General features: G+C 69.6%; 23 protein-coding genes and 1 pseudogene. 14 read left to right on the forward strand and 10 right to left on the reverse strand.

Annotated elements, in window-relative coordinates:
* Both ACJ8AT_RS16605 and ACJ8AT_RS16610 read left to right on the forward strand, forming a co-directional pair.
* Window positions 1–1,606, forward strand: a 1,606-nt coding sequence (locus ACJ8AT_RS16605; RefSeq protein ID WP_407738714.1) for an ERAP1-like C-terminal domain-containing protein, incomplete at its 5' end; no start/stop codon positions are given.
* 136 nt (window positions 1,607–1,742) lie between these two features.
* Window positions 1,743–2,120 carry a hypothetical protein gene (locus ACJ8AT_RS16610; RefSeq protein WP_407738715.1) on the forward strand — a complete coding sequence of 126 codons (378 nt, stop codon included), beginning with the start codon at window positions 1,743–1,745 and terminating at the stop codon, window positions 2,118–2,120.
* 21 nt (window positions 2,121–2,141) lie between these two features.
* Here the strand turns inward: ACJ8AT_RS16610 and ACJ8AT_RS16615 are convergent, their stop codons facing one another.
* On the reverse strand, window positions 2,142–2,894 hold the full coding sequence (locus tag ACJ8AT_RS16615) for an enoyl-CoA hydratase (RefSeq protein ID WP_407738716.1): 753 nt from the start codon (window positions 2,892–2,894) through the stop codon (window positions 2,142–2,144).
* A gap of 113 nt (window positions 2,895–3,007) precedes the next feature.
* Between ACJ8AT_RS16615 and ACJ8AT_RS16620 the strand changes: the two genes are divergently transcribed.
* On the forward strand, window positions 3,008–4,438 hold the full coding sequence (locus ACJ8AT_RS16620) for a peptidoglycan-binding protein (protein WP_407738717.1): 1,431 nt from the start codon (window positions 3,008–3,010) through the stop codon (window positions 4,436–4,438).
* Between the two features lie 72 nt (window positions 4,439–4,510).
* Here the strand turns inward: ACJ8AT_RS16620 and ACJ8AT_RS16625 are convergent, their stop codons facing one another.
* Entirely contained in the window at window positions 4,511–5,650 is a 1,140-nt protein-coding gene (locus ACJ8AT_RS16625; protein ID WP_407738718.1) for a cupin domain-containing protein, read from the reverse strand.
* A gap of 420 nt (window positions 5,651–6,070) precedes the next feature.
* Here ACJ8AT_RS16625 and ACJ8AT_RS16630 point away from each other — a divergent pair, with 420 nt between their 5' ends.
* Genes ACJ8AT_RS16630 through orn form a run of 3 tightly spaced genes read left to right on the forward strand, consistent with a single transcriptional unit; the run spans window position 6,071 to window position 8,056 of the window.
* A complete protein-coding gene (locus ACJ8AT_RS16630) occupies window positions 6,071–6,760 on the forward strand; it encodes a hypothetical protein (RefSeq protein WP_407738719.1) in 690 nt (229 codons plus the stop codon).
* A gap of 34 nt (window positions 6,761–6,794) precedes the next feature.
* Window positions 6,795–7,478, forward strand: coding sequence for a dienelactone hydrolase family protein (locus tag ACJ8AT_RS16635; protein ID WP_407738720.1), 684 nt, complete (start codon window positions 6,795–6,797; stop codon window positions 7,476–7,478).
* A gap of 29 nt (window positions 7,479–7,507) precedes the next feature.
* Window positions 7,508–8,056, forward strand: coding sequence for an oligoribonuclease (gene orn, locus ACJ8AT_RS16640; RefSeq protein ID WP_407738721.1), 549 nt, complete (start codon window positions 7,508–7,510; stop codon window positions 8,054–8,056).
* 30 nt (window positions 8,057–8,086) lie between these two features.
* Here the strand turns inward: orn and ACJ8AT_RS16645 are convergent, their stop codons facing one another.
* From ACJ8AT_RS16645 to ACJ8AT_RS16665, 5 genes are all read right to left on the reverse strand, one after another.
* A complete protein-coding gene (locus ACJ8AT_RS16645; RefSeq protein WP_407738722.1) occupies window positions 8,087–9,670 on the reverse strand; it encodes an acyl-CoA synthetase in 1,584 nt (527 codons plus the stop codon).
* Between the two features lie 52 nt (window positions 9,671–9,722).
* The gene (locus ACJ8AT_RS16650; RefSeq protein ID WP_407738736.1) at window positions 9,723–10,373 is read right to left on the reverse strand and encodes a DUF2378 family protein; all 651 of its coding nucleotides are present in this window, start codon (window positions 10,371–10,373) and stop codon (window positions 9,723–9,725) included.
* A gap of 31 nt (window positions 10,374–10,404) precedes the next feature.
* Window positions 10,405–10,914 carry a hypothetical protein gene (locus tag ACJ8AT_RS16655; RefSeq protein WP_407738723.1) on the reverse strand — a complete coding sequence of 170 codons (510 nt, stop codon included), beginning with the start codon at window positions 10,912–10,914 and terminating at the stop codon, window positions 10,405–10,407.
* Window positions 10,915–11,192: 278 nt separating this feature from the next.
* Window positions 11,193–13,490: a GAF domain-containing protein gene (locus ACJ8AT_RS16660; RefSeq protein ID WP_407738724.1), complete on the reverse strand. Its 2,298-nt coding sequence runs from the start codon at window positions 13,488–13,490 to the stop codon at window positions 11,193–11,195.
* Between the two features lie 354 nt (window positions 13,491–13,844).
* Entirely contained in the window at window positions 13,845–14,318 is a 474-nt protein-coding gene (locus tag ACJ8AT_RS16665) for an FKBP-type peptidyl-prolyl cis-trans isomerase (RefSeq protein WP_407738725.1), read from the reverse strand.
* 172 nt (window positions 14,319–14,490) lie between these two features.
* Between ACJ8AT_RS16665 and ACJ8AT_RS16670 the strand changes: the two genes are divergently transcribed.
* Window positions 14,491–14,991 carry a CinA family protein gene (locus tag ACJ8AT_RS16670; protein WP_407738726.1) on the forward strand — a complete coding sequence of 167 codons (501 nt, stop codon included), beginning with the start codon at window positions 14,491–14,493 and terminating at the stop codon, window positions 14,989–14,991.
* Window positions 14,992–15,090: 99 nt separating this feature from the next.
* Window positions 15,091–15,486, forward strand: a complete 396-nt coding sequence (locus ACJ8AT_RS16675; protein WP_407738727.1) for an STAS/SEC14 domain-containing protein — start codon at window positions 15,091–15,093, stop codon at window positions 15,484–15,486.
* Between the two features lie 30 nt (window positions 15,487–15,516).
* Here ACJ8AT_RS16675 and ACJ8AT_RS16680 read toward each other — a convergent pair whose 3' ends face one another.
* Both ACJ8AT_RS16680 and ACJ8AT_RS16685 read right to left on the reverse strand, forming a co-directional pair.
* Entirely contained in the window at window positions 15,517–16,155 is a 639-nt protein-coding gene (locus ACJ8AT_RS16680; RefSeq protein WP_407738728.1) for a hypothetical protein, read from the reverse strand.
* A complete protein-coding gene (locus tag ACJ8AT_RS16685; RefSeq protein ID WP_407738729.1) occupies window positions 16,156–17,064 on the reverse strand; it encodes a fatty acid desaturase in 909 nt (302 codons plus the stop codon).
* A gap of 122 nt (window positions 17,065–17,186) precedes the next feature.
* Between ACJ8AT_RS16685 and ACJ8AT_RS16690 the strand changes: the two genes are divergently transcribed.
* From ACJ8AT_RS16690 to ACJ8AT_RS16705, 4 genes are read left to right on the forward strand one after another with little or no spacing between them, the layout of a single operon-like run.
* On the forward strand, window positions 17,187–20,000 hold the full coding sequence (locus ACJ8AT_RS16690; RefSeq protein WP_407738730.1) for an FG-GAP-like repeat-containing protein: 2,814 nt from the start codon (window positions 17,187–17,189) through the stop codon (window positions 19,998–20,000).
* A gap of 5 nt (window positions 20,001–20,005) precedes the next feature.
* A complete protein-coding gene (locus tag ACJ8AT_RS16695) occupies window positions 20,006–20,779 on the forward strand; it encodes a hypothetical protein (protein WP_407738731.1) in 774 nt (257 codons plus the stop codon).
* Window positions 20,776–22,446 carry a GH3 auxin-responsive promoter family protein gene (locus tag ACJ8AT_RS16700; RefSeq protein WP_407738732.1) on the forward strand — a complete coding sequence of 557 codons (1,671 nt, stop codon included), beginning with the start codon at window positions 20,776–20,778 and terminating at the stop codon, window positions 22,444–22,446. Before ACJ8AT_RS16695 ends, ACJ8AT_RS16700 begins: the two co-directional genes overlap by 4 nt.
* Window positions 22,443–23,624, forward strand: coding sequence for a Rieske 2Fe-2S domain-containing protein (locus ACJ8AT_RS16705; protein ID WP_407738733.1), 1,182 nt, complete (start codon window positions 22,443–22,445; stop codon window positions 23,622–23,624). The genes ACJ8AT_RS16700 and ACJ8AT_RS16705 overlap by 4 nt, the downstream gene beginning before the upstream one ends.
* Window positions 23,625–23,707: 83 nt before the next feature.
* Here ACJ8AT_RS16705 and ACJ8AT_RS16710 read toward each other — a convergent pair whose 3' ends face one another.
* Entirely contained in the window at window positions 23,708–24,007 is a 300-nt protein-coding gene (locus ACJ8AT_RS16710) for a hypothetical protein (protein WP_407738734.1), read from the reverse strand.
* A gap of 153 nt (window positions 24,008–24,160) precedes the next feature.
* On the opposite strand from ACJ8AT_RS16710, the pseudogene ACJ8AT_RS16715 reads away from it, so the two are divergent.
* Together ACJ8AT_RS16715 and ACJ8AT_RS16720 are read left to right on the forward strand one after the other, a co-directional pair.
* Window positions 24,161–24,643, forward strand: a pseudogene (locus ACJ8AT_RS16715) (double-CXXCG motif protein).
* Between the two features lie 47 nt (window positions 24,644–24,690).
* Window positions 24,691–24,877 (forward strand): hypothetical protein (locus tag ACJ8AT_RS16720; protein ID WP_407738735.1); only part of this gene is annotated, 187 nt, incomplete at its 3' end.

Raw genomic sequence — 24,877 nt, forward strand, 5'->3', positions numbered from 1 at the left:
CATCATCGAGAGCTGGAAGCCCACGTGGGATGCACCGGCGCAGCGGGTGCAGGAGCGCTCGTACGCGCTGGGCAGTGACAGCCTGGCGACGGCGCGGCGGGTGCACCAGCCCATCGAGAACGCCGGAGACATCCTCAGCGCCTTCGATGGCATCACCTACGGCAAGGGCAGCGCGGTGCTGGCCATGGCCGAGGGGTGGCTGGGGCAGGACGTGTTCCAGCGCGGCATCCAGCGCTACCTGCGGGCGCATGCGGGCGGCAACGCCACAACCCAGGACTTCCTGGACGCGCTCTCGGCCGAGGCGGGCAAGGATGTGGGCCGGGTGCTGGGCACCTTTCTGGATCAGGGTGGCGCTCCGCTCGTCTCCGCCACCGTGGGTTGCTCGGGCCCGGTGCCGAAGGTGGTGCTCTCCCAGCGCCGGTACCTGCCGGTGGGCTCCCAGGGCGAGGCGGCGCGGATCTGGCGCGTGCCGCTGTGCGTGCGCTACGGCGTGGGCACGGTGACGGGGCGGGCCTGCACCGTGCTGGAGACGGAGCGCGCGGAGCTGCCCCTGCCCGAGGCGAAGTCCTGCCCGGCCTGGCTCTACCCCAACGCCGAGGGCGCGGGCTATTACCGGGCGGAGGTGCCAAGCGACATGCTCCGGAAGCTGGTGGCGGTGGCTGGCCCACAGTTGACGCGCAACGAGCGGGTGGCGTTGCTCGGGGATGCGGACGCACTCGTCCTGGCCGGGAGGTTGCCCGCGGCAGATGCGCTCGCGATGGCCGCCCGCTTCGCCAACGAGCCCGACCGGCAGGTGTTCAGCGCCTCGCTGGAGCTGCTGGAGGTGGTGGACGAGCGGATGCTGTCCCAGGCGCGCCTGGAGGATTTCCACCGCTTCCTCCGGGACACCTATGGACCGCGCGCTCGCAAGCTGGGCTTCAGCCCGCGAGCCGATGACAGTGAGGACACGCGCCTGCTGCGCCCCCGGCTGCTGGAGCTGGCGGGGCGGCAGGGGGGAGATCCGGTGCTCGTCGCCGAGGCGAAGAAGCTGGCCACGAAGTGGCTGGGAGATCCGCGGTCCGTGGCTCCGGAGCTGGTGCCGACGGTGCTGGGCATCTCCGCGAAGTACGCGGGGGCGGAGTTCGCTCCGAAGTTCCAGGCGGCCCTGAAGACGGAGAAGGAGCGCAAGGTGCGCCAGGAGCTCCTCGCGGGCCTGAGCAGCGTGAGGGATCCCCAGCTGCTGCGGCAGCTGCTGCCAATGGTGCTGGACCCGGCCAATGATCCGCGCGAGGTGCTCTGGTTGCTGTACTCCCCCTCGCAGAACCCGGCCACGCGGGACGTGGTGTATTCCTTCGTGAAGGAGCACTACGACGCGCTCGTCGCTCGGATGCCCGATGCGGTCGGCGCCCGGCTGGCGTTCGTGGGCTCTGCCTGGTGCGACGCAGAGCACCGCAAGGACGTGGCGGACTTCTTCACCGAGCGGGCCGCGCACTCCCCCGAAGGACCGCGCGTCATGGCCCAGGTGATGGAGATGCTGGACCTGTGCATCGCCCAGAAGCAGGCCCGGGGCGCCAGCATCGACGCCTTCCTCAGCAAGGGGGCGGTGAAGGCGTCCACGCGCCCGTAGCGCGCTTGCCAGCTCCCGAGCCGCCCGGCTGCCGCCTCGGGCGCGGGTGGGAATGGAGCCAGGAGGGGCGCTGGCGGCCCAGCATCGGGAACCTTCCCTGCCTCCTGGGTGTTCCTTGGATAGGAGGACGCGAGTCATGACTGCAAGCATGACGTCCGCAGCGGTGCGCTTCAGTGATGCGTTTGTGGCCCTGGCCGCGGCCTCCGCCGTTGTCGCGTTGCTCCTCCCGGTGCCGAGCCTGGCAGCCACGCCCAATGCTCAGACCATGGCCGTGACACCGCTGGAGGAGAGGCTGCTCACCCCCAGCGGCCAGCCGCCCGACGAGATGCACCAGCCCGTGCTCGGCTACCTGCGCCCCACGAAGGACGGCTGGAAGCTGGACATGTTGCCAGGGGCCGTGGCTCGCACCGGCCCCCTGCCGGGCATCACCACGTACGCGGACACGACGCCGGAGTACCCCCCCTCGCAAAACGTCCCTACTCCCTACGCTCCGCTCTTCCGGGTGGACTTCTAGCCGGGACTCGCGCCCGCGCGTCTACTTGCTCTTGCGGTTCATGAAGGCCAGGAAGGCCTCGCGCGCCTCGTCCGAGGTGAGGCGCTGGAGGAACTCGACGCCCTCGCGCTGCAGGGTGGCGTTGATCTCGGCGCGCAGCGGCTCGCGCAGCAGACGCTTGGTCACCTTGAGCGCCTCGGCGGGCTTGGAGGCCAGCGCCCGGGCGCGCTCCTTCGCCACCTCCTGGAGCTGGGCGTCCGGCACCACGCGGGAGACGAAGCCGGCGCGCTGCGCGGTGGCCGCGTCGAACGGATCGCCGAACATCAGCAGCTCGGAGGCCAGCGCCAGGCCCGCGTTGCGCGGCAGCAGCAGGCTGGAGGCGCCCTCGGGGCACACGCCCAGGTTGATGAAGGGCATGACGAACCGGGCGCGCTCGGAGGCCACCACGTAGTCACAGTGCAGCAGCATCGTCGTGCCGATGCCCACCGCCGCCCCGTCCACCGCGGCCACCACCGGCTTGTCGTAGTTCACCAGCGCGCGCAGGAAGCGGAACACCGCGCTGTCCTCGCCGGCGGGCGGCCGCTCCAGGAAGTCCCCAATGTCGTTGCCCGCCGTGAAGGTGCCCCCGGCGCCGGTGAGCAGCACCACGCGCACCGCCGGATCCAGGCCCGTCTTGAGCAGGGCGTCGGTGGCGGCCTCGTACATCGCATGGGTGAAGGCGTTCTTCTTCTCGGGGCGGTTGAAGGTGAGGGTGCGGACTCCCTCGGTGTCGTGTGTCAGCAGGGTCTCGGACATGGCCGCGCAGCCTACCCCGTCCGCGCCCTCTTCCCGGATTCTCGAATGCGGAGGAAACTCCGGCCCGCCACCCTCGATAATCCTGAAAACGTACTCACTGAGAGGTTTTGGTCATGTCCGTCAACCGTACCAGCGCTGTAGCGCCCCGCACGACGCCGCGCGCCGCGCCCCCGCAGTTCGATGGCTCTCACCCCGCGCCGGGGACTACCAACACCAACGCGGCCCAGGTCACCAACCCGCCGGTGCGGGGCAGCCCCTCGAGCCGCAACCGCGCCACGTATGACAACGTGATCAACCAGTTCGGGGTGGGCAGCAACCCGCGCTACACGCCGCGCGACTCCAACGGGGACGGCTCCCGGGACACGTTCTGCAACATCTTCCTGTGGGACGTGACGCGGGCCATGGGCGCGGAGATCCCGCACTGGGTGGACAGCAAGGGCAACCCGGCGGCGGTGGGCAAGGGCCGCGAGCTGAACGCCAACGCCACGGTGGACTGGCTGCACCAGAACGGCCCCCAGCAGGGCTGGCACAAGGTGAGCGCCGCGGAGGCGCAGAAGCTGGCCAACGAGGGCCACCCCGCGGTGGCGGTGTGGAAGAACCCGAGCGGCATTGGCCACGTGGCGGTGGTGCGCCCCGGTGAGATGACGAGCGCCGGTCCGGCCATCGCCCAGGCGGGTGCGAGCAACTTCAACAACGGGCACGTGAAGGACTCGTTCGGCACCCGGCCGGTGGAGTACTTCGTGAACGACGGCGGCAAGGTGTCGGGCAACCCGACGCCCACGCCCACGCCCACGCCGCCCTCGACGGGCGGGAAGACTCCGGTGCCCCAGGTGGACCTGCGCCGCGGCGCCGAGGGCGCGGAGGTGAAGAAGCTTCAGGATGCGCTGGTGAAGCTGGGCTACATGACGAAGGCGCAGGTGGCCACGGGCCCGGGCATCTTCGGCCCGAAGACGGAGGCCGCCGTCTCCAAGTTCCAGGCGGACAAGGGCATCAGCCCCGCCTCCGGCATCTTCGGCCCGAAGACGCGTGCCGCGATGGAGAAGGCGCTGGGCGGCACGGGCGGCACCACGGGCCCCGGCCCGGTGACGAATCCCGGCCCAGTGGATGGCAGCAAGGCGGCGAAGCTGAACGCCATGCTCAAGGGCAGCGGCCTGCAGGGCAAGGGCGAGGTGATGCTGGCCATGGCGAAGAAGTACAACGTGCCAGTGGAGCTGGCCCTGGCGATGTTCAAGGTGGAGGCCCAGTGGAACACCACGGGCGTGGCGCCCAAGAACAACAACCCGGGCAACCTGCGCTTCGCCCAGTGGGAGAGCGAGCTGGGCGGTGTGCAGAACGGCGGCTTCACCAAGTTCCCCACGCTGGACAAGGGCATCGAGGCCTACTTCCGGCTGCTGGGCAGCTCCACGTACCGGAAGTTCGTGGACGCCAAGGACTGGACGGGCCTGGTCAACAAGTACGCGCCGCCGTCGGATGGCAACGACAGCTCGGCGTACTCGCGGATGGTCACGAGCTTGATCCCGCAGTACCAGGCGAAGCTCAGCTGAGCCGTCCGGCTGAGGTGAGCCCGTAGCGTCCGGCCCTCCGCGCCACCATGAGCGCGGGGGGCCGTGCCGTTTTCAGAGATCCACGCCCGTGGCGCGCTTGAGCTTGTCGGCGCGCCGCACCTCGTCCTCGTGGGCGCGGCGCGTGAGGCCGTGGTCCGTCACCGTGAGCAGCACCAGCGGCTCCGCGCCGGTGCACTGCGCCTGGTGCGAGGCCCAGCGCGGAACGAAGATGGCCTCCCCGGGTTTGACGTCCACCCCCGTGCCCCGCACCTGCACGTGGCCGGTGCCCGAGACGACGAGCAGCAGCACCTCGTACGCGTGCTCGCGAGGCTCGCTGCGGTGGCCCGGGGACACGCGCACCACGCTCGTCTCCAGCACCTCCGAGGGGAAGGGCACCCGATCCACGCTGAAGTCGATGCCGTGCTGCTCGTGCGCGTGGTGGAAGAAGGGGACGACGTGGGACCTGTCTCCCAGGTGGAAGGTGCGCGGCTCCGGCTGCTCGGGAGCCAGCGGCAGCCGGGCCTGGATGCGCTCCAGCAGCGGGCCCAACCGCTGGTGGTGCACGGACTCGAACAGGCCCTCGAAGAAGCTGCGCTGCAGCTCCAGCGCCCGCTCCAGCGCCCGGAGGCACATGTCGAACCAGCCCGGCTCCCGCGCGTGGGCGAGCACCAGCTCCTCCAGGAGGCTCGCCCGGGGGCTGTCCGCCTGCATCCGCTGGTGGAAGAAGGACAGGTGGCGCTCGGAGATGCCCGCCTGCTGCAGCCCGTCCACGAAGACGCTGTACAGCCGTGGAATGGGCGCCTCCAGCCCGAACGCCAGGAAGGCGGCGGCCGCGTACGGCGGTGAGCGCAGGCACCAGTCCAGACACTCGTGCACGAGGTAGCGCGTGGAGTCCTGGAAGTGGAGCGCTTCCACGTCCACGCCGAGCCCCTCCTTCAGGAAGCGGCGGAAGAGGGTGGCGGGCCGCTTCTCCGGAGGCTGGGCGCCGCCCTCCTGCCACAGCGCCTGCGTCATCCGAGTGCTCCACGGCTCCTGGTCGTACTGGGCCAGCAGCGCGTGGGTGAAGCGCGTGGTGGAGCACGTGAGCAGCGCGTACTGGGAGAAGATGAGCGCGTAGTCCTCGCGGATGAGCAGGCCCCGCCGGCAGGACTGGAGCACGCGGTTGTCCCAGAAGGCGTGCGAGGCAAGCCGCAGGTGCAGCTCCTCCATCATCTCCTCGGGCCGTGGGAGGAGCGGCTGGGAGAGGTGGGGCCTTCGGGGCTCTGGAGGGGAGTGCTCCCTGTCGAGTTCGGATGCGCGGGACTGCGGCGCCAATTCGAGGGTGCGGGCCGGACCGGCGGCGGGAGGGCTCATGACGGGACCCGGGAGATGCAGGGGGCTTATGGCACTTTGAAGGTGTGCACGACCGGGGGGCTGGCAAGCCCAAGGCGCCATGTCCCAAGGCGCAATACGAGTGTCGCCATGCGTGCCTATGTCCACTCCTTCAAGGCTGGGCAGCAACCCCCCGGCTTGCTCCTCTCGTGAGCACTCCGCCAAGGGAGCCACTGCCCCCTCTTTTGACGCAACGCGCAGGCAGCATGCTTTTCCTTGGGAGGTGCGGAGCGGGGCGGGGCTGGCTCCACGGAGGAAGCGATGCGCTTTCGAGACCGAGCTGATGCGGGTCGCCGTCTGGCCACGTTGCTCCTTCACTACCGGGGCCATGGGCCCCAGCTCTTCGGGATGAATGCGGGGGGAGTCGCCGTGGGCTACGAGGTGGCCCGCGCGCTGGAGGCTTACCTGGAGCTCTGGGAGGCGCGGCTCGTTGAGCTCCCAGGAGAGCCCCTGTCGGCGCTCGGCGCCGTCGCGGAAGGGGGCGGGTTCTTCCTGAACGCGGAGGCCGTGCGCTCGACGGCCGCCTCGGCCTCCGAGCTGACCCGGTGGATGGATGCGGCGGCGGGTGAGGTCGCGCTCGAGGCACAGCGGCTGCGCGGCGGCTTCCCCCGAATGGAGGCCGGAGCGGGCACGGTGGTGCTCGTGGTGGATGGCATCGCCGCCGGAGACTTCCAGGTGTACGCGGCGCTCCGAGGGCTGCGCCGGCAGAACCCGCGACACCTGGTGTTGGCGGCGCCGGTGGCCGCGGCGGAGGAGCTGGAGCGGCTGCGCCTCGAGGCGGATGAGGTGCTCTGCCTTCATCCCGTGTGGGCGCTGCTCGCGGTGCAGCACGCGTACGACGAGCTCCAGGGCCTGCCGGATATCGAGGTCCAACAACTGCTGGCTCGGGGGCGCGAGCTCCGGTCGAGCCATGATGAGCTGATCCCCACCGAGAACAGCGAGTGGTTTTGAGCCGCGGCCTGGGACCGCGGAAGGAGAGGTGCGCATGCGAGGCGAGGACACGGATGTTCGCGAGGTACAAGTCCGGATTGGCGAGGTGAACCTCGGAGGCAGCCTGGGAGTGCCGCAGGGCGCCCGCGGGCTGGTCATCTTCGCCCACGGCAGCGGCAGCAGCCGGTTCAGCCCTCGCAATCAGGCCGTGGCGCGCACGCTCCGGGAGGCGGGGCTGGCCACGCTGCTCTTCGATCTGCTGAGCCCGGAGGAGGAGGCCGAGGACGCGGTGACGGCGGAGCTGCGCTTCGACATCGCCTTCCTGGCCCGGCGGCTCGAGGAGGTGAGCGCGTGGGTGGAGCGGCAGCCCGAGCTGGCGGATCTGCCCCGGGGCTACTTCGGCTCGAGCACGGGCGCGGCGGCGGCGCTGGTGGCCGCGGCGCGGCGGCCTCAGGGCATCCTCGCGGTGGTGTCTCGGGGCGGGCGGCCGGACCTGGCGATGCCCGTGCTGGACCGGGTGCGGGCGCCCACGCTGCTGCTCGTCGGCGGCGCGGACACGGAGGTGCTGGAGCTCAACGAGCAGGCGCTCGACGCGCTGTGGGGGCTCAAGGAGATGCGGGCCATCCCCGGGGCCACCCACCTCTTCGAGGAGCCGGGCGCGCTGGAGCAGGTGGCCCGCTTCGCGGCGGATTGGTTCACCAAATACCTGGGGGAGACAGGGTGGGAAGCCCATCCCTGAGCCCGTCCTGGTGGTAGGGTCAGCCCCCCATGAATTCACCCGAACCGCGCTTCGTCTGGTTGGATCTCGAAATGACGGGGTTGGACCCGGAGACCTGCGCCATCATCGAGATTGGCGTCATCATCACCGGACCGGACCTGGTGCCCATCGCGGAGATGGAGCGTGTCGTCTGGCAGCCTGACGAGGTGCTGGCGCGGATGGAGCCGGTGGTGCGGGACATGCACACGCGCAACGGGCTGATCTCCCGGGTGAAGTCCTCGCCCATCTCGCTGCGGATCGCGGAGCGGGACGTGACGTCGCTGGTGGCGGACCACTGCGCGCTGGGCGAGGGCGTCCTCTGCGGCAACTCCATCCACACGGACCGGCGCTTCCTGATCCGGTACATGCCCATGCTGGAGCGCTACCTCCACTACCGCATGGTGGACGTGACGAGCCTGAAGGTGCTCACGCGCGCCTGGTACCCGGACACGCCCGAGCCGCGCAAGACGGCCTCGGGGCACACGGCGCTGGCGGATATACGCGCCAGCCTGGCCGAGCTCGCCCACTACCGCGCCACGTACTTCCTGCCCCACGCCTGAGCGGCCCGCGCGGTGTCCGCAGCCCGCCGTTCAGCGAGGGCTCAGCCGTTCGCGGAGGACATGCTTCTGCACCTTGCCCAGCGCGTTGCGCGGGAGCTGCTCCACGAACTCCACGCGGCGGGGTTTCTTGAAGCTGGCCAGCCGGTCCTTGCACCAGTCCACCAGGGCCTGCGCGTCGGGCGCGGGCTGACCGGCGGCGGGCACCACCACGGCCACCACCTGCTCGCCGAAGTCGGGATCCGGCAGGCCGAGCACCGCCACCTCGCCCACGCCTGGGTGCGACGCGAGCACCTCCTCCACCTCGCGCGGGTAGATGTTGAAGCCGCCGCTGATGATCAGCTCGCGCGCGCGGCCGGTGATGTGGAAGTAGCCGTCCGTGTCCCGGAGGCCCAGGTCTCCCGTGCGGAACCACCACCCGTCCGGATCAAACGACTCGCGCGTGGCCTCGTCCTTCCGCCAGTAGCCGGCGAAGACGTGCGGGCCACGGACTTCGATCTCCCCCACCTCCCCATCCGCCACCGGCTCGCGGCTGCGCACGTCCACCACGCGGGCCTCCTGGCCGGGGAAGGGCATGCCCACGGTGCCCGGGCGCCGCTCTCCGTCGTAGGGGTTGGTGGTGTTCATGATCGTCTCGGTCATCCCGTAGCGCTCGAGGATGCGCTGGCCGAAGGTGGCCTCAATCTCCTGGAAGAGCTGCGGGCTGAGCGGCGCGGAGCCGGAGACCATCAGCCGCAGGGGCCTGGGCCGGATGCCAGCGCGGCGCGACTCCTCCAGCAGCCGGCTGTACATGGTGGGCACGCCGAAGAACATCGTCAGGGCCGGATCATCCCGCAGGGACTCCAGCACCTCCGAGGCCACGAAGCGGCGGCGCAGGTCCACGCTGGCGCCGGTGTAGAGCGTGCCGTGCAGGCCCACCATGAGCCCGTGGGTGTGGAACAGCGGCAGCGCGAGCAGCAGCCGGTCCTCGGCCGTCCAGCGCCACGCCTCGGTGACGGCTCGGATGTTGGACAGCAGGTTGCTCTGCCGGAGCATGGCGCCCTTGGAGCGCCCGGTGGTGCCCGAGGTGTACCCGAGCGCCGCGATGTTGATGTCCCCCGGCACCGGCATCAGGCGCTGCTCGTCGATCGGCTCCGCGAGCAGCGCGTCGAAGGACAGGGTGGTGATGGAGGCCGGGAGCGGAGTGGCCACTGGCTCCACGGTGATGATCTGCCGCAGCGCGGGCAGCCCGGCCAGCAGTGGGGCCAGCTCGGCGGCGCCCGCGGCTCCAGTGATGCAGGTGCGAGTCTCGGAGTCGGTGAGGATGTGATCCAGCTCCACCTGGCGGTACTGCGTGTTGACCAGCACCACGATGCAGTGGGCGTACTGCGCGCCGAGGTAGGCGATGACGAACTGGGGGCTGTTCTCCAGGAACAGGGCCACCCGCTCCCCGGGCTCCTCGCGGCGGCGCAGGAGCGCCTGGGCGAAGGCGGTGACGCGACGGGCCAGCTCTCCGTAGGTGTAGCGCTCGGAGCCGAAGATCAGCGCGAGCCTCTCCGGCGTCTTCCGCGCATGCTCCAGGAAGACCTCGAGGAGGCTGTACGGGGGCTCCGGGTCATCATCATCGAGGGTCGTCATGGGGCGGCGAGCCTACCCGCTTCGCCCCAGGGTGGCGCCCCCGAGCCGCGGCTCACTTCACGCGGGTCAGAGGCACCGCCGTCGCCGGCACGGCCGGAGCCTGGGAGAGCGGCACCCGGTAGGTGAAGCTGTGCCCGGTCTTGTCCGTGAGAGGCAGGAGGGTGACGGGGACGCGAGCGCCGCACACCTCGACCAGCTGCGAGATGATGCCGCGCACGAAGTAGGGATCCAGCCCGGGCACGGGGCCGATGGCGGCCTTGAACTCGGGCAGCACCTCCACCGTCACCTCCACGTCTCCCCCCGGCAGCTCGCGCGCGCGGGCCCGCGCGTGGTTGACGCCCGTCTGCAGCACGCGCGTCATGTGGCTCAGCATCCGGCGAGCGCCCCACATGCGCGCCATGCCGAACAGCGCCTTGCCCATGTTCGTGGAGCCGAACCCCTCGAGCGTCTTCATTCCCAGCTGGAAGCGCGCCTCCTCGCGGGACAGATCCGGGTAGCGGACCTCGGCGCAGATCTTCAGCGTCCCGAGCAGCGCCGACAGCGGGTAGGCGCTGAGCAGCGGCCGGTCCACGTCCACGCCCACGGCGTGCAGCCGCCGGCGGGCCTCGCCGTCGAGCCGGTCCTTCATGGCATGGAAGAGCAAGCCCTCCATGAGCTGATCAAAGGCCACTGGCTCCTTGCGTAGGGGCTGCTCGAGGGGCATGGCGTGCACGCGGGACTCCCGGGGGAAGCTATCAAGTGTCCGCTGGAGCATCGTAGTCCGGTGTGAGGTCCACCGCGTTCACGGTGAGCAGGTGGTAGATGATGACGTTGCTGATCCAGAAGAAGACGGCGCCGAAGCTCACATAGACCAGCGACGAGCCGGGCCACACCTGCAGCGGGTTGCCGAGGACCTTGTCCGCCACGTAGCCGCTCGCCCACTCCACGCACCAGGCGATGGCCGCGCCCCAGGCCACGCGCCGCCACACCGTGAGCCGCCTCGGGTAGAACCAGTAGTAGTGCAGCGTCCACATCAGCCCGATGCCGATGGCCCAGATCATCAAGCTGGAGAACGAGAACCAGTAGTACGGCGAGCTCGGGTACACCCAGCCCCAGTTCCCCTGGACGAGGCGGAACAGCTGGTTCTGGGTCAGCTCCAGCAGCCAGAAGATGGGGGTCAGGTAGAGGATCTGCGTCGCCAGCACGCGTGCGTACGTGGAGAAGGATCTCTCCTGCAGTTCCGTAGTCAGGGTGAGCGTGTTCATCCTTCCCCTCCAAGAATGGGCGGATTGGCGGATTGGCCTGGAATTCGGTGGATGGATTGAATGGTCAGCGGCCTTCATCGCGCTTCTGTTCACCCGACAACTGGTTGCGCCAGGACGCCAGGGTAAAACTCGCACGGCGCTGGCGATCAGAAAAGGGGGGCCTCCCGCCAGGTAGACAGGAGCAGGTCCATCTGCGCTGCGCGGTGACACGCTCTCACACGCGCGTCCGAGCGGACCGACCTGAGAGGTCGGGTCCCCATTTCCAAGCGCTCAGGTCGTCAGGCCCGAGGCAGGCGCACGGTGAAGGTGGTGCCACTCTCCGTGGAGGCCACGTGCACGCTGCCGCCGTGGCCGCGGATGATCTCCCGGACGATGTAGAGGCCCAGGCCGATGCTGCGGCTCCGGGTGCCGTGGGTGGGCTCGCCGCGGGTGAGCGGCTCGAAGAGCCGGGGGAGCATCTCCGCGGGGATGGGCGTGCCCTGGTTGTGGACCTCCAGGAGCGCGAAGCCCGGGGCGCTGTCCGTCCTCACTCGCACCGGGGTGCCCGGAGGGCTGTAGGCCAGCGCGTTGCCCACGAGGTTGGTGAGCACCTGGGCGATGCGATCCGGATCCCACTCGCCGTGGCCTTCTCCGCTCGTCTCCACCTGCACCTGCCGCTCCGGGTGTACCTGCAGCACCTCGTCCACCACGTGGCGGGTGACGTCGTGCAGGTTCATGGGCCGGCGCTGCAGGGGGATACCGTTGCCCAGGCGCGCCTGGGTGAAGTCCAGGAAGTCTCGGATGAGGCGCGTGGCCCGCTCGCACGAGGAGACGATGCGGTGGGCCGCCTTGAGCTGCCGCTCGCCCAGCCCGGGGCTGGCCTCGAGCAGCCCCGCCGCCATGGCGATGGCCCCCAGCGGGTTGCGCAAGTCATGGGACACGATGCCGATGAGCTGCTGCTCGAACTCGGTCCGGTGGCGCAGCTCCTCCTTGTCCAGGAGTTGCTGGTGGAAGAAGCGCGCGTTCTCGATGGACAGCGCCGCCTTGTTGGCCAGCTCCTCCAGCAGCCGCAGATCCTCCGGTGTGAAGGGGCGGGTCTGAGAGGAGCGCGTGGTGGCCAGCGTGCCGATGACGCGCCCCTGGGCCCGGAGGGGGACAATGAGACAGGAGGAGAAGGGGTAGCGCTCGATCGCGGTCCGGTACTCCGGCTGGGCCTGGGCGTACAGCGCTTCCCGGTCGACCTTCGGGATGAACACGGACTGGCCTGTCTGCGCGACTCTGCCCGTGAGGCCCGCCCCAAGCCGCGCCGGGTGGGAGGACACCACCTCGAGGCCGCCCTGCTGGATGGCCGGGTCGACGTGGCGCAGACACACGGGCTCCAGCTGCTCTCCCGACGCGGACAGCAGGTTGAGGACGCAGGAGTCTCCCAGGTGCCGCACCACCTGCACGGCGATGGCGTCGAACAGCGAGGGCAGATCACGGTGGGCCTCGCTGAAGGCATCGGAGGCCTCGGCCAGCACCTGGAGGCGCGCGGCGGCGGCCCGCACCTTCTCGTTGGCCAGGCGCTCTTCCTCGTAGAGCTGGGCGCGATCGATGGCCTGCGCGCAGGCGTGGGCGACCGCGGTGAAGAAGGCCCGGTCGTCCTCGTTGAAAGTCCGATCCTGAGAGAAGGACAGCCCGATGACGCCGAGCGTGCGCCCCTTCACCAGCAGAGGCAGCGCGGCGATGGCGTGGCTGAAGGCGCCGTCAGCCATGTGCGGATAGCGCTCCATCCACTCCGCGCGCGAGCCCAGCCACTGGGGCTTTGTCTCTCGAATGGCATCCGTCAGGGGAGTCGAGGCGGACAGCGGAACCTGTCCCCACCGTCGCGAGAGCGCCTCGGGGTACCCCAGGGACTGCGCCACCTCGAGGGTCTGTCCGCTCGCATCCAGCAGGCAGACGGAGCCCGCGACGGCTCCCAGCGGAGCGAGCCCCGGCTCGAAGAGCGCCTGCATCACCTGCTCGGTGGAGGTGGCCTCCGCCAGCCCCGAGGTGAGGGCCTGGAGCCGGGAGATGTAGCTGGCGGCCCGGTGCGCGGCCTGGCGAGAGACGGCCTCCTGCTGGCGCAGCAGCTCCGCCTGACGCCGCACCTGCTCCTGGGCCTGGAACAGCTCGAGGAAGACGGCCACCTTCGAGCGCAGCACGTCCCCGGAGAAGGGCTTCTGCAGGTAGTCCACCGCGCCGTGGGCGTAGCCCGCCTTCACATCCGCCTCGTCCCGGCCATAGGCGGTGAGGAAGATGATGGGGATGTTGCGGGTGCGCTCGCGCTGCTTGATCAGGGTGGCCGTCTCGTAGCCGTCCATGCCCACCATCTGCACGTCCAGGAGAATGACGGCGAACTCCTCGGCCAGCAGGAGCCTGAGCGCCTGCTCGCCGGAGTAGGCCTTGGCGAGCCGCACCTCCAGTGGGGCGAGGATGGCCTCCAGGGAGAGAAGGTTGGCCGGGTTGTCATCCACCAGCAGGACACTCGGACCCTTGCTCTCACGCGGGGACACCGTCCCCCAGGCCGACTCAGAGGAGTCGTGGAAGGGGAACAGGGCCTCGCGGGACTTGCTCACGGCAAGCCGGGGCCAGGGCGCGCCAGGCCGGGGCGCCGACTTCAGGATTCCACGCGTCGTCTCAGGGAGATTCACCAACCCATCCTTCCAGCGCCAGCGACCGTGCAGCATACCCGCCGTGTGCCCTCTGGATAGGGGCTCGATGGGGACTGAGAACGGGTCAACGCTCCAGGAGATGGGAGGGATTCCCCTGGAGCGCGCCTCCTCGGGCGGACGTGCGTACCGCTCGGTGCACGGGTCCTGCTCGAAGTAGCTGCCGCTGGAATCGACGCGTTGCGCCGCGACGGGATATGGCCGAGGCCCCGCCCGCCCGTTCGCCCCACCGCGGCCCAGGCTGCCCTCAGGCGGCTCGGCTCAGGGGATGGACAGCAGCTCCACGTCGAAGATGAGCACCGAGTTGGGCGGGATGCTGGCGCCGGCTCCCTGCGCGCCGTAGCCCAGCGAGGAGGGGATGACGAGCCTGCGCACGCCGCCCACCTTCATGCCGGGGATACCCTCCTCCCAGCCGTCGATGACGCTGCCCTGGCCCGGGGTGAAGGAGAACGGGGTTCGCCCTGCGTTCTTGGAGCTGTCGAACTTCGTCCCGTCCGGCAGCCACCCCGTGTAGTTCACCGTCACCTTGCGGCCCAGGGTGGACGTGTCGCCGGTGCCCACCTGTACATCCTGGACGTAGAGCCCGCTCTCGCGGCGCTCCATGGCGTTGAGGTCCACGCCCAGCTCCGGCGCGTAGGTGACCTTCGCCGGATCTCCCGAGTTGGCTCCCGAGCTCGAAGCTCCTCCGCAGCCCAGCAGCAACAGCAGTGAAGAGAGCATCATGAAGCGCGGCATGTGGGGGCCTCCTGAGCGCCAGCGCGGCGCGGCGTGGGTGCGCCTTCCATACCTCGGAGTCCTCGGGTCCGCATCTGTCCCCTCTGCTTGCAAAGGCGCTCGACAGCGCGGCTACACTGCGGGGAAGAGACCCTCGGGGTGGTGCTGTACGCCACCGGACCCACGTGCAGGCATGAGCGAGACGGGAGAGCTGGAGGAACGGGCCCGCGGGGTCCTGGAGCGCTGCCGAGGCGCGCGGGTGCGGCTCGCCGTGGCGGAGGCCTGCACCGGGGGGCTCATCACCGCCAGCCTGACGGCAGTGCCGGGCTCCTCGGCCGTGCTGGAGCGGGGCCTGGTGCCCTACTCCAACGAGTCGAAGGTGGAGCTGCTCGGCGTGCCCCCGGAGCTGTTCGTGGCGCACGGCGCCGTCAGCGCCGAGGTGGTCCAAGCCATGGCCGAGGGGCTCCTGGCCCGCGCTCCCGTGGAGCTGGCGCTCGCCGAGACGGGGGTCGCCGGGCCGGGAGGAGGAACACCCACCAAGCCCGTGGGGCTCGTCTTTCTCGCGGTGGCACGGCGCGGCGCGCCCACCGTGGTGGAGCGGCACCTCTTCCCAGGGGAGCGAGGAGCGGTCCGCCACGGTGCGTCAGCTAGAGGACTCGAGCTGATCCTCGAGCAGCTCGCGGTTCGATCCTGAGCGGGAAGTCTCCTCCCCATTAGAAAGCCCGGTTCGGCTGGGGTAGACAGGCAGCCACGAGTCGCGATCCGTCGCGGTGACGGGTTGGAAGGAGCCGCCGTGCACCAGATCCAGGTCGACACAACGAACGCCATCGTGGAGTTCGTCCTCGACGGCTATATCCGGCCGGAAGAGATGAGGAAGGTCGTCAACGAGCTCAAGGCCGCGACGGCGAGCCTGGCGGGCCGTGAAGTCCGTATCAAGGCGGACCTGCGGACCTTCAAGCCGGCCTCGCCCGAGGCGGTGGAGATGATCCGGGACGCCCAGGAGTTCTTTCTGCGCTCCGGGGTGAGGCGGGTGGCCGAGCTGGTGGAGAGCCAGATCGTCGCGCTCCAGCTCAACCGGGTGGCGCGAGAGACAGGCATCGACAAGTTCCTCCGGCGCTTCTGGGAGGACGCGGCGGCGCGCAACTGGCTCATCCACGGCGAGGCCGCGGAGCAGGGCAGCACCCCGTGAGGGGCCCGAGGCGCCCGCACGCCCGGCGCCTCAGGTGGGGACGAGCCCGAACCCGACGGCGAGCAGCGCCGCGAGCGCGCCGTACATGGGGACGTTGAAGGTGAAGGTGAGCCGGTTGATGCGGCGGAAGCGCGCCTGTTCCTCATCGGCGAACCAAACGCCCTCCTGGCCCGTGGTGGCGCCCTCCACGGCGTGGAAGAAGAGGGCCGCGTAGACGATCTCGATGACGAGGCTGATCAGCACCAGCCCCACGAGCGCCAGCGCCCACACCTCCGAGGCCGGCAGCGGGCCCAGCCAGTGCGTGTGGTGCCAGCCCAGCCCGCCGAGCACCAGGAGGATGCACAGCACGTCATGGCCGATGCCGTAGGGCGGACGCCAGCTCTGGGTGACATAGAGCAGGTACATCTCCGCCAGGCCGCGGATCCACATGGAGGCGCCGAACAGGCCGAGCACCACTCGGGCCGCGGGAGCCACCGCCGGATCCAACGCCACCGCCGGACAGACGAGGAACCAGAAGTAGACGGCGTAGAAGAGCCACGCCACCTTGGCGGGAGAGATGCGCCCGCCGCGCGAGCCCTTCTGGTTCTGCCGCCGTTGGAAGAGCAGGCCGAGGACGATGACGACGCCCAGCAGGACCAGGAGCGCGGCGCGGGTGAGCGGAGAGAGCATTCAGCGGCGGCGGGGGCGAGGGTAGTGCTCGGGGAAGTTCTGGAGGTACCACGCGCGCAGCTGGGGCAGGTGCTGTAAGGCCACCTGGGGGTGGAGGTGGTGGACGATGTGGAAGCCGATGTTGCGCGGCGCCAGGAACAGCTGGCTGAACCAGCCCAGGCCATGGTCTCTCGTGGAGGTGAGGATGCCCTGGAGCGTGCGGCCCTGCTCGCGCGCGGGGGTGTGCTCGGACAGCAGCCGGTACGCCGACAGGCCCGAGGCGCCCATCAGCGGCAGCAGGTACCCGACGGTCATGGCGTGAGGCCAGCGCAGGGTGAGCGCGAGCACGCCCAGGTGGAAGAGCACCTGGCCCAGGTCGGCGCGGGCGCAGGCGATCACCTCTTCGCTGTGCGTGAGGTCCTCGCGGGAGCGGTCCAGCAGGAACAGGCGGCCATAGAAGGTGCGCAGCGGGGGGAGGGCCCAGGCCAGCACGCCGAAGGGCCCGCGCACCACCCAGAAGGGGATGATGAAGACGAGGAACATCCACAGGAGGACCGCTTGCCACCACGGCCCGGCGGGAGGCTTGTCATAGGCGTCCCGCTTCGTCCCCTCGTAGTGGTGGTGGCGCAGGTGGTGGTAGCGCATGGCGTTCCACGAGGTGCAGACGGGGATGCCCGACAGGCACTCCAGCAGCCAGAGGCTGGCGTCCTTGCGGCGCACGGGCAGGTGCGTCGCGTCATGGAGGATGACGCCAAAGGAATGCAGCCGGCCGGCGATGAGCAGCACGAAGAGCGGTGTGGCGGCAGGCAGCCAGAGCAGGCCCACCTCGCACAAGGCGATCCAGGCCCACTCGATGGCGGCCATGCGGATCAGCTGGGGCACCTGGGCGCGGCCCAGCAGCTCTGGCGGCACCACGGCACGGAGGGGCAAGGGAGGAAGGGGAGTGGAGGCAGGAGTCATGGCGTGAGCCTCTCCAGTGAACTCAGCGGGCAGGCCCGTGGCAAGTCCCCCATGGCTGGACAGGGTGGCGCCTGCCAGGGCACGCTCCGCGCATGCTTCCTTCCACGCGCGTCGAGCGCTGGGGCTGGATCTGGCCCCGCTGGACCGACCCGCGCATTCCCTTCGCCTGTCTGCTCACGCTCTATGGCGTGCTGGGCTTCTCTTTCTTCGGGTTCAACCGCAGCCCCTCGCAGATGGCGACCATCGTCATCAGCGGCAGCGTGCTGGACGCGGTGCTCGGGTGGGTGCTGCGCCGCGAGAAGGTGGTGCCGCTGAGCGGGTACATCACCTGCTGCTCGCTGGCGCTGCTGCTCAACTACTCGCACCACAGCTGGCTGCTGTTGATGCCGGTGTGGCTGGCCATCGGCTCCAAGTACGTGCTCACCTTCGAGGGGCGGCACGTCTTCAACCCGTCCATGTTCGGGGTGGCCACGTCGCTGCTGCTGTCGCGCGAGCTGATCACCGCGGCGCCGGCCTACCAGTGGGCCAACGGCGCGGTGGCCATGTCGGCCTTCATCGTCATGGCGGCGCTGGTGCTCTTCCTCTTCAAGGTGGGGCGCACCTGGCTGGTGGTGAGCTTCCTGCTGTTCTACGCGGCGCAGACGGGCCTGCGCGCCTATGTCATGCGGCACCACCTGCCGCCCGAGGTGCTCTTCCTCGGCACGCTGGGAGCGCCCTCCTTCTTCATCTTCGTCTTCTACATGCTCACCGATCCGGCGACGTCTCCCGCGACGCGCCGGGGGCAGGTGCTGCTGGCGCTGGCCATCACGCTGGTGGACCTGGTGCTGCACCTCAAGGAGAGCGTCTACACCTTCTTCTACGCCGCCCTCACGTGCGCCACCCTCCGCTTCCTCTTCCTCCACGCGCGTGCCCTCGCGCGGCGCGGCCCTCGAGAGTACCTGCGCGGCCTGTTCTCTCCCGGGCCGCTCAAGCGCGTGGGCGTGGTGGGCGGGCTGGGGGCGGTGCTGGCCGGGGCGTACTTCGGCATCGTGGCTCCGTCCATCGCCGCGCACCCGCTGTCCTTCCACATGGAGCGGATGGAGGCATCCCGCACGGGCCTGGGCTCGGAGATGGGGGACATGCTCACGCGGGTGGATCCGCGCGTGGCCCACATCTCCAAGTGGGTGCTGAGTGTGGGCGACGCGGTGGCGGCTGGAGACTTCGATGGAGATGGGCTGTTGGATCTCTACCTCTCCAACCCGCTCAAGAAGGACGAGTACCGCGCCGCGCTCTACCGCAACCTGGGCGACTTCCGCTTCGAGCGGGTGAGCGTGCCCGCGCTGGAGCGCTTCGCGAAGAACTACGACCGGGACGGCCTGCCCGGCACCGCCACCTTCGTGGACTATGACGGAGATGGGGATCAGGACCTGGCCATCGGCGTGGCCTTCGGGCCGTCGCGGCTGCTGCGCAACATGCTGCGCGAGACGGGGCAGCCGACCTTCGAGGACGTCACCGACACGGTAGGCATCGGGGACCACTCGGTGAGCCTGGGCATGGCGTTCCTCGACTACGACCGGGACGGGCGCCTGGATGTGCTCGTCACCAACGCGCTCACCACGCACCTGCCGGGCTACGACAAGCCCACGCCGCTCAACCTCTTCCACCTGCCCGCACCCGAGTACCCCGGCGACCGGCGCATGTTCCGCTTCATGCATGACGGCTGGCACCAGGCGGACAACGGGGGACTCAACCGGCTCTACCGCGCTCGGGGCGACGGCACCTTCGAGCCGCTGGACATGACGGCCATGGGGATGCCGGAGACGCGCTGGTCGCTCGCCACGAGCACCGTGGACCTCAACCACGACGGGTGGACGGACCTCTATATCGCCAACGACTTCGGGCCGGACGACGTGTACCTGAACGAGGGCGGCAAGCACTTCCGCCGCATCGCGGGCCAGCGCTTCGGGGAGATTGGCAAGGACACGTACAAGGGGATGAATGCCTCGGTGGCGGACTTCGATCGCAACGGGTACCTGGACGTGTACATCTCCAACGTGCACCACTCGCTGCAGGCCGAGGGCAGCCTGCTGTGGATGGTGGGGCCGGGCGAGGATCCGTTCGTGCCCGAGTTCAAGGACGAGGCCACCTTCCGCGGCGCGCTCAACGAGCGGCGCTTCGGCTGGGGCGCGGCGGCGGGAGACCTGGACAACGACGGGTGGATGGATCTCGTGCAGGCCAACGGCATGGTGGATGACCGGCTGGACAAGCTGCTGCCGGATGGCGCACGGAAGGACTACTGGTACATCAACCACAAGCTGATGCAGTCCGGGCCGGGGGTGCACACCTACGCGGACCAGTGGGGCGACATCCGCGGACGCACGCTCTACCCGAACGAGGCCCGGCGCGCGTACCTCAACCTGGGCGACGAGAAGCCCGGCCACTTCGTGGACGTGGCGCACGAGCTGGGAGTGGATGATCCGGACAACTCGCGCGGCGTGCTGATGGCGGACCTGGACAATGACGGAGACCTGGATCTGGTCATCACCAACCAGCACGGCCCGGTCTCGGTGTACCGCAACACGCTGCGCACGGCGGGGGCTCCCGCGCCAGGGAACGCGCACTTCGTGGGGCTCACGCTGGTGGGAGACGGCGTGCGCACGCACCGCACGGCGGTGGGTACGCGCGTGGTCATTGCCTACGAGGAGGGTGGCCGGCACGTGGAGCAGGTGCAGGAGGTGGGGCTGATGGGCGGCTTCTCGGCCTCGGCGGATCCGCGCATGCACTTCGGGCTCGGGCGGCACGCGGGCCCCGTGACGGCCACGCTCTATTGGTACGGCGGAGAGGTGCAGACGCTGCAGCTCGACGCCGATCGCTACCACGAGCTCCGCCAGCCGCCCGGTACCACGGCATTGCAGGGAAGGAGATAAACGGAATGTTGTCGGCCCTGAAGGGGGCCATCGTGCGGCGCGAGGAGCTCTCCGAGTTCCAGCGCGCGCAGATGCTCGCCCTGATGCAGCTCTGCTACGCCGGTGTCTCGGCCGAGCGATTCACGAGGGACCTCGAGGAGAAGCAGTACGTCATCCTCCTGTCCGTGCGGCGCACCGGAGAGCTGGTGGGGTTCAGCACCCTGCGCGTCGCGGAGGACCGCATGGGAGGGCGGCCCGTGGAGCTGGTGTTCTCGGGGGACACGGTCATCCACCCGGACCACTGGGGGCAGAAGGAGCTCCAGGTCCAGTTCGCCCGCTTCACGGCGTGGCGAAGGCTGCGCCGGCCGCTGCGCCCGCTGCTGTGGCTGCTGCTGAGCGGCGGGTACAAGACTTACCTGCTCTCGGTGAACAACTTTCCGCGCACCATCCCGCGCCATGACTGGGATGCGCCCGCCGAGCGCGTCACCTTCATGCGGACCCTGGCGGTTCGGTGGTTCGGCGGCCAGTACGACGCCGAGCGGGGCGTCCTGCGCTTCGAGCAGCAGCACTACCGCGTGCGGGATGGCGTCGCGCCCATTGATCGCGCGGCCGCCGCGCACCCCCATATCGCCTTCTTCGCCGCGCGCAATCCGGGGCATGTGGATGGCGAGGAGCTGGTGTGCCTCACGGAGATCCGGCTGAGGGACCTGGCCCGCTCGGTGGGGTGGATTCTCATCAAGCAGCTCATGGGCGTGACGCGGCGCGGGCTGCGGCTCATCGGGGTGCGCGCGCGGGCATGAGCGTCGTGGCTCCATCCGCGCTGCTGCTCGGGGGCTTGCGAGCGGCCATGGCGCCATCGGCGCTGCGCTTTCACCGCGCGCTGAGCCGGCCCGAGCAGGCTCAGGCCGAGTGCCTCCAGCGGGTGCTGCGAGCCGTCGCGGGCAGCCAGCAGGCCGCGCGCATCGCGGGCTTCGAGCGGCTCGCGAGGCCGAGCGAGTTCCAGGATGCGGTGCCGGTGTCCACCCCGGACTCCGTGGCCGCGGATGTGGATCGCATCGCCGCGGGAGAGCCGCGGGTGCTGACGGGAGCGCCGGTGGTCCGGTTCGAGCAGTCTGGCGGATCCTCCGGAGCGTCGAAGCTGGTGCCTGTCACTCGCGCGCTGCTGGACGAGTTCCACCGTGCCCTGGCGCCGATGCTCTTCGAGCTGCTCCACCGGCGGCCACAGGTGCGTGCCGGTCCGAGCTACTGGTCCATCTCGCCCATTGGACGGAAGCGGGGGAGGACGGCGGGAGGAGTTCCGGTGGGAAGCGTGGAGGACACCGCATACTTCCCTCGCTTCCTCCAGCCGCTGCTCGCGCGGGTGTTCGCCGTGCCGGGAGAGGTGGCTCGGCTGCCCGATGTGGAGAGCTGCCGGTACGTGACGCTCTGGTTTCTCGTGGCCAGTGAGGAGCTGACGCTGATCAGCGTGTGGAATCCAAGCTTCCTCACGCTCCTCATGGACGCGCTGGAGGTGCATGGGGAGCGGCTCGCGGAGGACCTGGAGCGCGGAACGTGCCGGCCTCCCGGCCGCGAATCCGAGGAGGAGGTCCGAGCGGTCCTCTCGCGAATGCACTTCACGCCTCGGCCCGAGCGAGCCCGGCTCCTGCGCCAGGCGCTGAAGGAAGGGCTGAGCGGAAAGGCGCTGTGGCCGAGGCTTGCGCTGCTCAGCATGTGGACCGATGCCCAGGCCGCCCATGCCGTGGGGCCGGCGCGCCGCCGCTTCGAGGGCGTCGAGCTCCAAGGCAAGGGGCTGCTGGCCACCGAGGGGGTCATCACCCTGCCGCTGTTCGACGCGCCAGCCCCCGTGCTCGCCGTGCGTAGCCACTTCTACGAGTTCGCTGATCCCGAGCACCCGGAAGCACGCCCGCGGCTCGCCCATGAGCTCGAACAGGGCCGCGAGTACCTCGTGCTCCTGTCCACCTCGGGCGGGTTGCTGCGCTACCGGCTGGGAGATCTCGTGCGCGTGGAGGGCTTCGCCGGAGCCACCCCGTGCCTGCGCTTCATGGGCCGAGCCGACGCCGTGAGTGATCTCGTCGGAGAGAAGCTCTCGGCCACCCGAGTCACCACCGTGCTGGACGCCGCGCTCCCGTCGTTGTTCGGGGGCACGCGGCCTCGCTTCGCGATGCTCGCCCCCGAGTGGGAGGGCCCACCCGCCTATCGCCTCTTCCTGGAGACGGACGCTCCGGACGAGCGTCTCTCCGAGGCCGCCGAGGCCATCGAGCGCGCTCTGAGGGAAGGCTTCCACTACCGCTACGCGCGGGAGCTGGGGCAGCTCGGCCCCGTGAGCGCCGTGCGCGTCACCGAGGGGACCCGGCGTTACGAGGCGCGCTGTATCGCCCTGGGCCAGCGCGCCGGAGACATCAAGCCCGTGGATCTGCACCGCCAGCCGGGCTGGACCGCGCACTTCGCTTCTGGAGGCACCTCGTGAGGAACCCGCTGCACCTCGCGCCCGCCGAGCAGCCCGCGCTGACCGTCGATCTGGAGGCCGAGGCGGAGCTCTCCCGCTGCGGAGCGCTCAAGGACTACTGGTACGTCGCGTGCCGCTCGCCCGAGCTGACGGGGAAGAAGCCGCTGGCGCGGATAATCATGGGGCTCAACCTCGTCCTCTTCCGGGACGAGCAGGGCCGGCCCGCGGCGCTCCGAGACCGCTGCCTGCACCGCAACGCGCGGCTGTCGGCGGGGGACACGTTCGACGGGAAGCTCGGGTGTCCGTACCACGGCTGGGTGTACGACGCGGGCGGCAACGTGGTGGAGGTGCCCTCGCTCGGGCCTTCGCAGCGAGGTGAGGCGCTGGACGAGCGCGGCCATGCGCAGTCCGGCCTCACGGTGGAGCCCTGCAAGCTGGGCCGCGTGCAGCGCTTTGAGACGCGGGAGCAGGACGGGCTCGTCTACGTCTTCATGGGCGGGGAGGTCTCGAACGCGCGAGCCGAGCCCTTCCGAGTGCCGTACTGGGGACACCCGGACTGGACGGTGTACTTCATGGTGACGCGGTTCCCGAACGGGGTGACGAACCTGGTCGAGAACTTCATGGACGTGCCGCACACGGTGTTCGTGCACTCGGGGTGGTTCCGCGACCGCGAGCGCAAGCGCGTGCCCGCGACGGTGAAGCGCTCGGGCGGGAGCGTGCTGGTGACGTACAAACAGGACCGGGATGCCATTAACGGCATGGGGCGCCTGTTCAACCCGCGCGGCCTGCCGATGGTCCACACGGACCACTACTTCGTCCCGAACATCACCCGCGTCGATTACATGTGGGGCGAGAACGGCTTCGTGATCAACTCGCAGGTGACGCCCATCGGGCCAACGGACAGCCTGGTCTACACGGCCATCAGCTTCCGGCTCCCGTTCGAGGTGCCGGGCCGGCTGGTGGGCCGGGCGCTCGCGCCGCTGATCAAGTGGTACACGACGCAGGTCATCCTGCAGGACGTGGAGATCATGCGCGTGCAGCGAGAGGGCCTGCTCAACGGTCCGGGCGGCGGCGTCTTCCAGAGCACCGAGGCGGACCTGCTGCACGCGGACATCGAGGCCTATCGGCGGTGGCTCCGCGAGGGTGGCCAGGGTCCGGGGCCAAGCGACGAGGAGCGGGACATCGTCTTCTGGATTTGAAGAGCGAAGGGCTCGGAGCGTGAACCCCGAGCCCTTCCAGGCTGGCGCGCTGCGAAGCACGCTCAGCTATTCGTCAACGTGTATCACGGGCAGACGCAGTTGCCGGTGCACGCGTAGTCGCGATAGCAGGGAGTGGCGCCACAGGCGGCGGTGCACTGCGCCTGGGTGCTGTAGTACAGGCCTGTCGTGTCGCACGCCCACTTCAGCGGACAGACGGTCATCTCATGGACGTTCTGATCAGGGTTGCTCTGCTGATCAGTCTGCACACTGGTCTTGATGGACTCGGACGCCGGGGCCTCATCGGGAACGTAGGTGCCACCACAGCCCGTCACAGCGAAGGTGAGGGTCGCAACAACAGCAGCCAGCAGAGAGGTGATTCGCAAGGGACAGCCTCCTAAGGGATATGACAGGTTTTGCCTGCTTGCCGGCTTTTACTCGCAGTGTGAGTGGATGGCAAGAATTCTGGTTGGGCCTGCTGATCCGGAGGTCGTCCCCACCGGCGTATCCATCAGTCGCCGCTCCAGGTGGGGCTTGGAATGCGGCTTGGAGGAACCTTGTGTGATGCCATCTGGTCGGATGGTTCGGATGCCTATCCCTCCGTGGACCTCTCCCGATTACCTGATCAGGAGAAGTACTCGGCACGGTTGGAGGAGGATTACGCCGAGTTCGAGCGGCTGCGAGAGCAGGTGCGCCCGCTGGTCCCGTCCGGTGTTCCCCTACGGCCGGGGACCACGTTCGGCCCCCTGACAGGTACGGCCCGGGGAGAGTTCGGTCCTTTCCACATGTTCTACAGAAGAACCCACCCGAGCTGCTGGAGATGGAACTGCTGCCGCTCGGCCGACTGCATGAAGCGTGTCTGCCACCGGACCGGCCTCCTCCGTGTTCAACGTGCGGCCGGGAATCTGTTCCGGCTCGGAAGCTTCGCGACGTTGATCATCGCCACCGAGCGCTTCGTGGAGACCTCGCGCCGCCTTGGCTACGAGCAGGACATCGTCTTTCGCGAGCTGCCGCTGCAGTAGATTCAGATGGAGGGATCGCTCGGAGGAGACGGGGATACACTCCATCCATGTCCGTCAAGTTGGTCCCTGGGCTCTACGAACAGCTCGTCACCGTCCCTCTCGCCCGGCAGCTTGAAGGCACTCCTTCGGAGCTCGTCCGGCGTGAGGAGCTCGATGTCGAGGACGCGGATGTGCTGCTCGCCCGGCACGTCCACACCCAGGTGCGTCACGCCCTCAGGCTTGTGAAAGGCAATG

Source organism: Hyalangium sp., assembly GCF_045802625.1.
Taxonomy (GTDB): Bacteria; Myxococcota; Myxococcia; order Myxococcales; family Myxococcaceae; genus Hyalangium.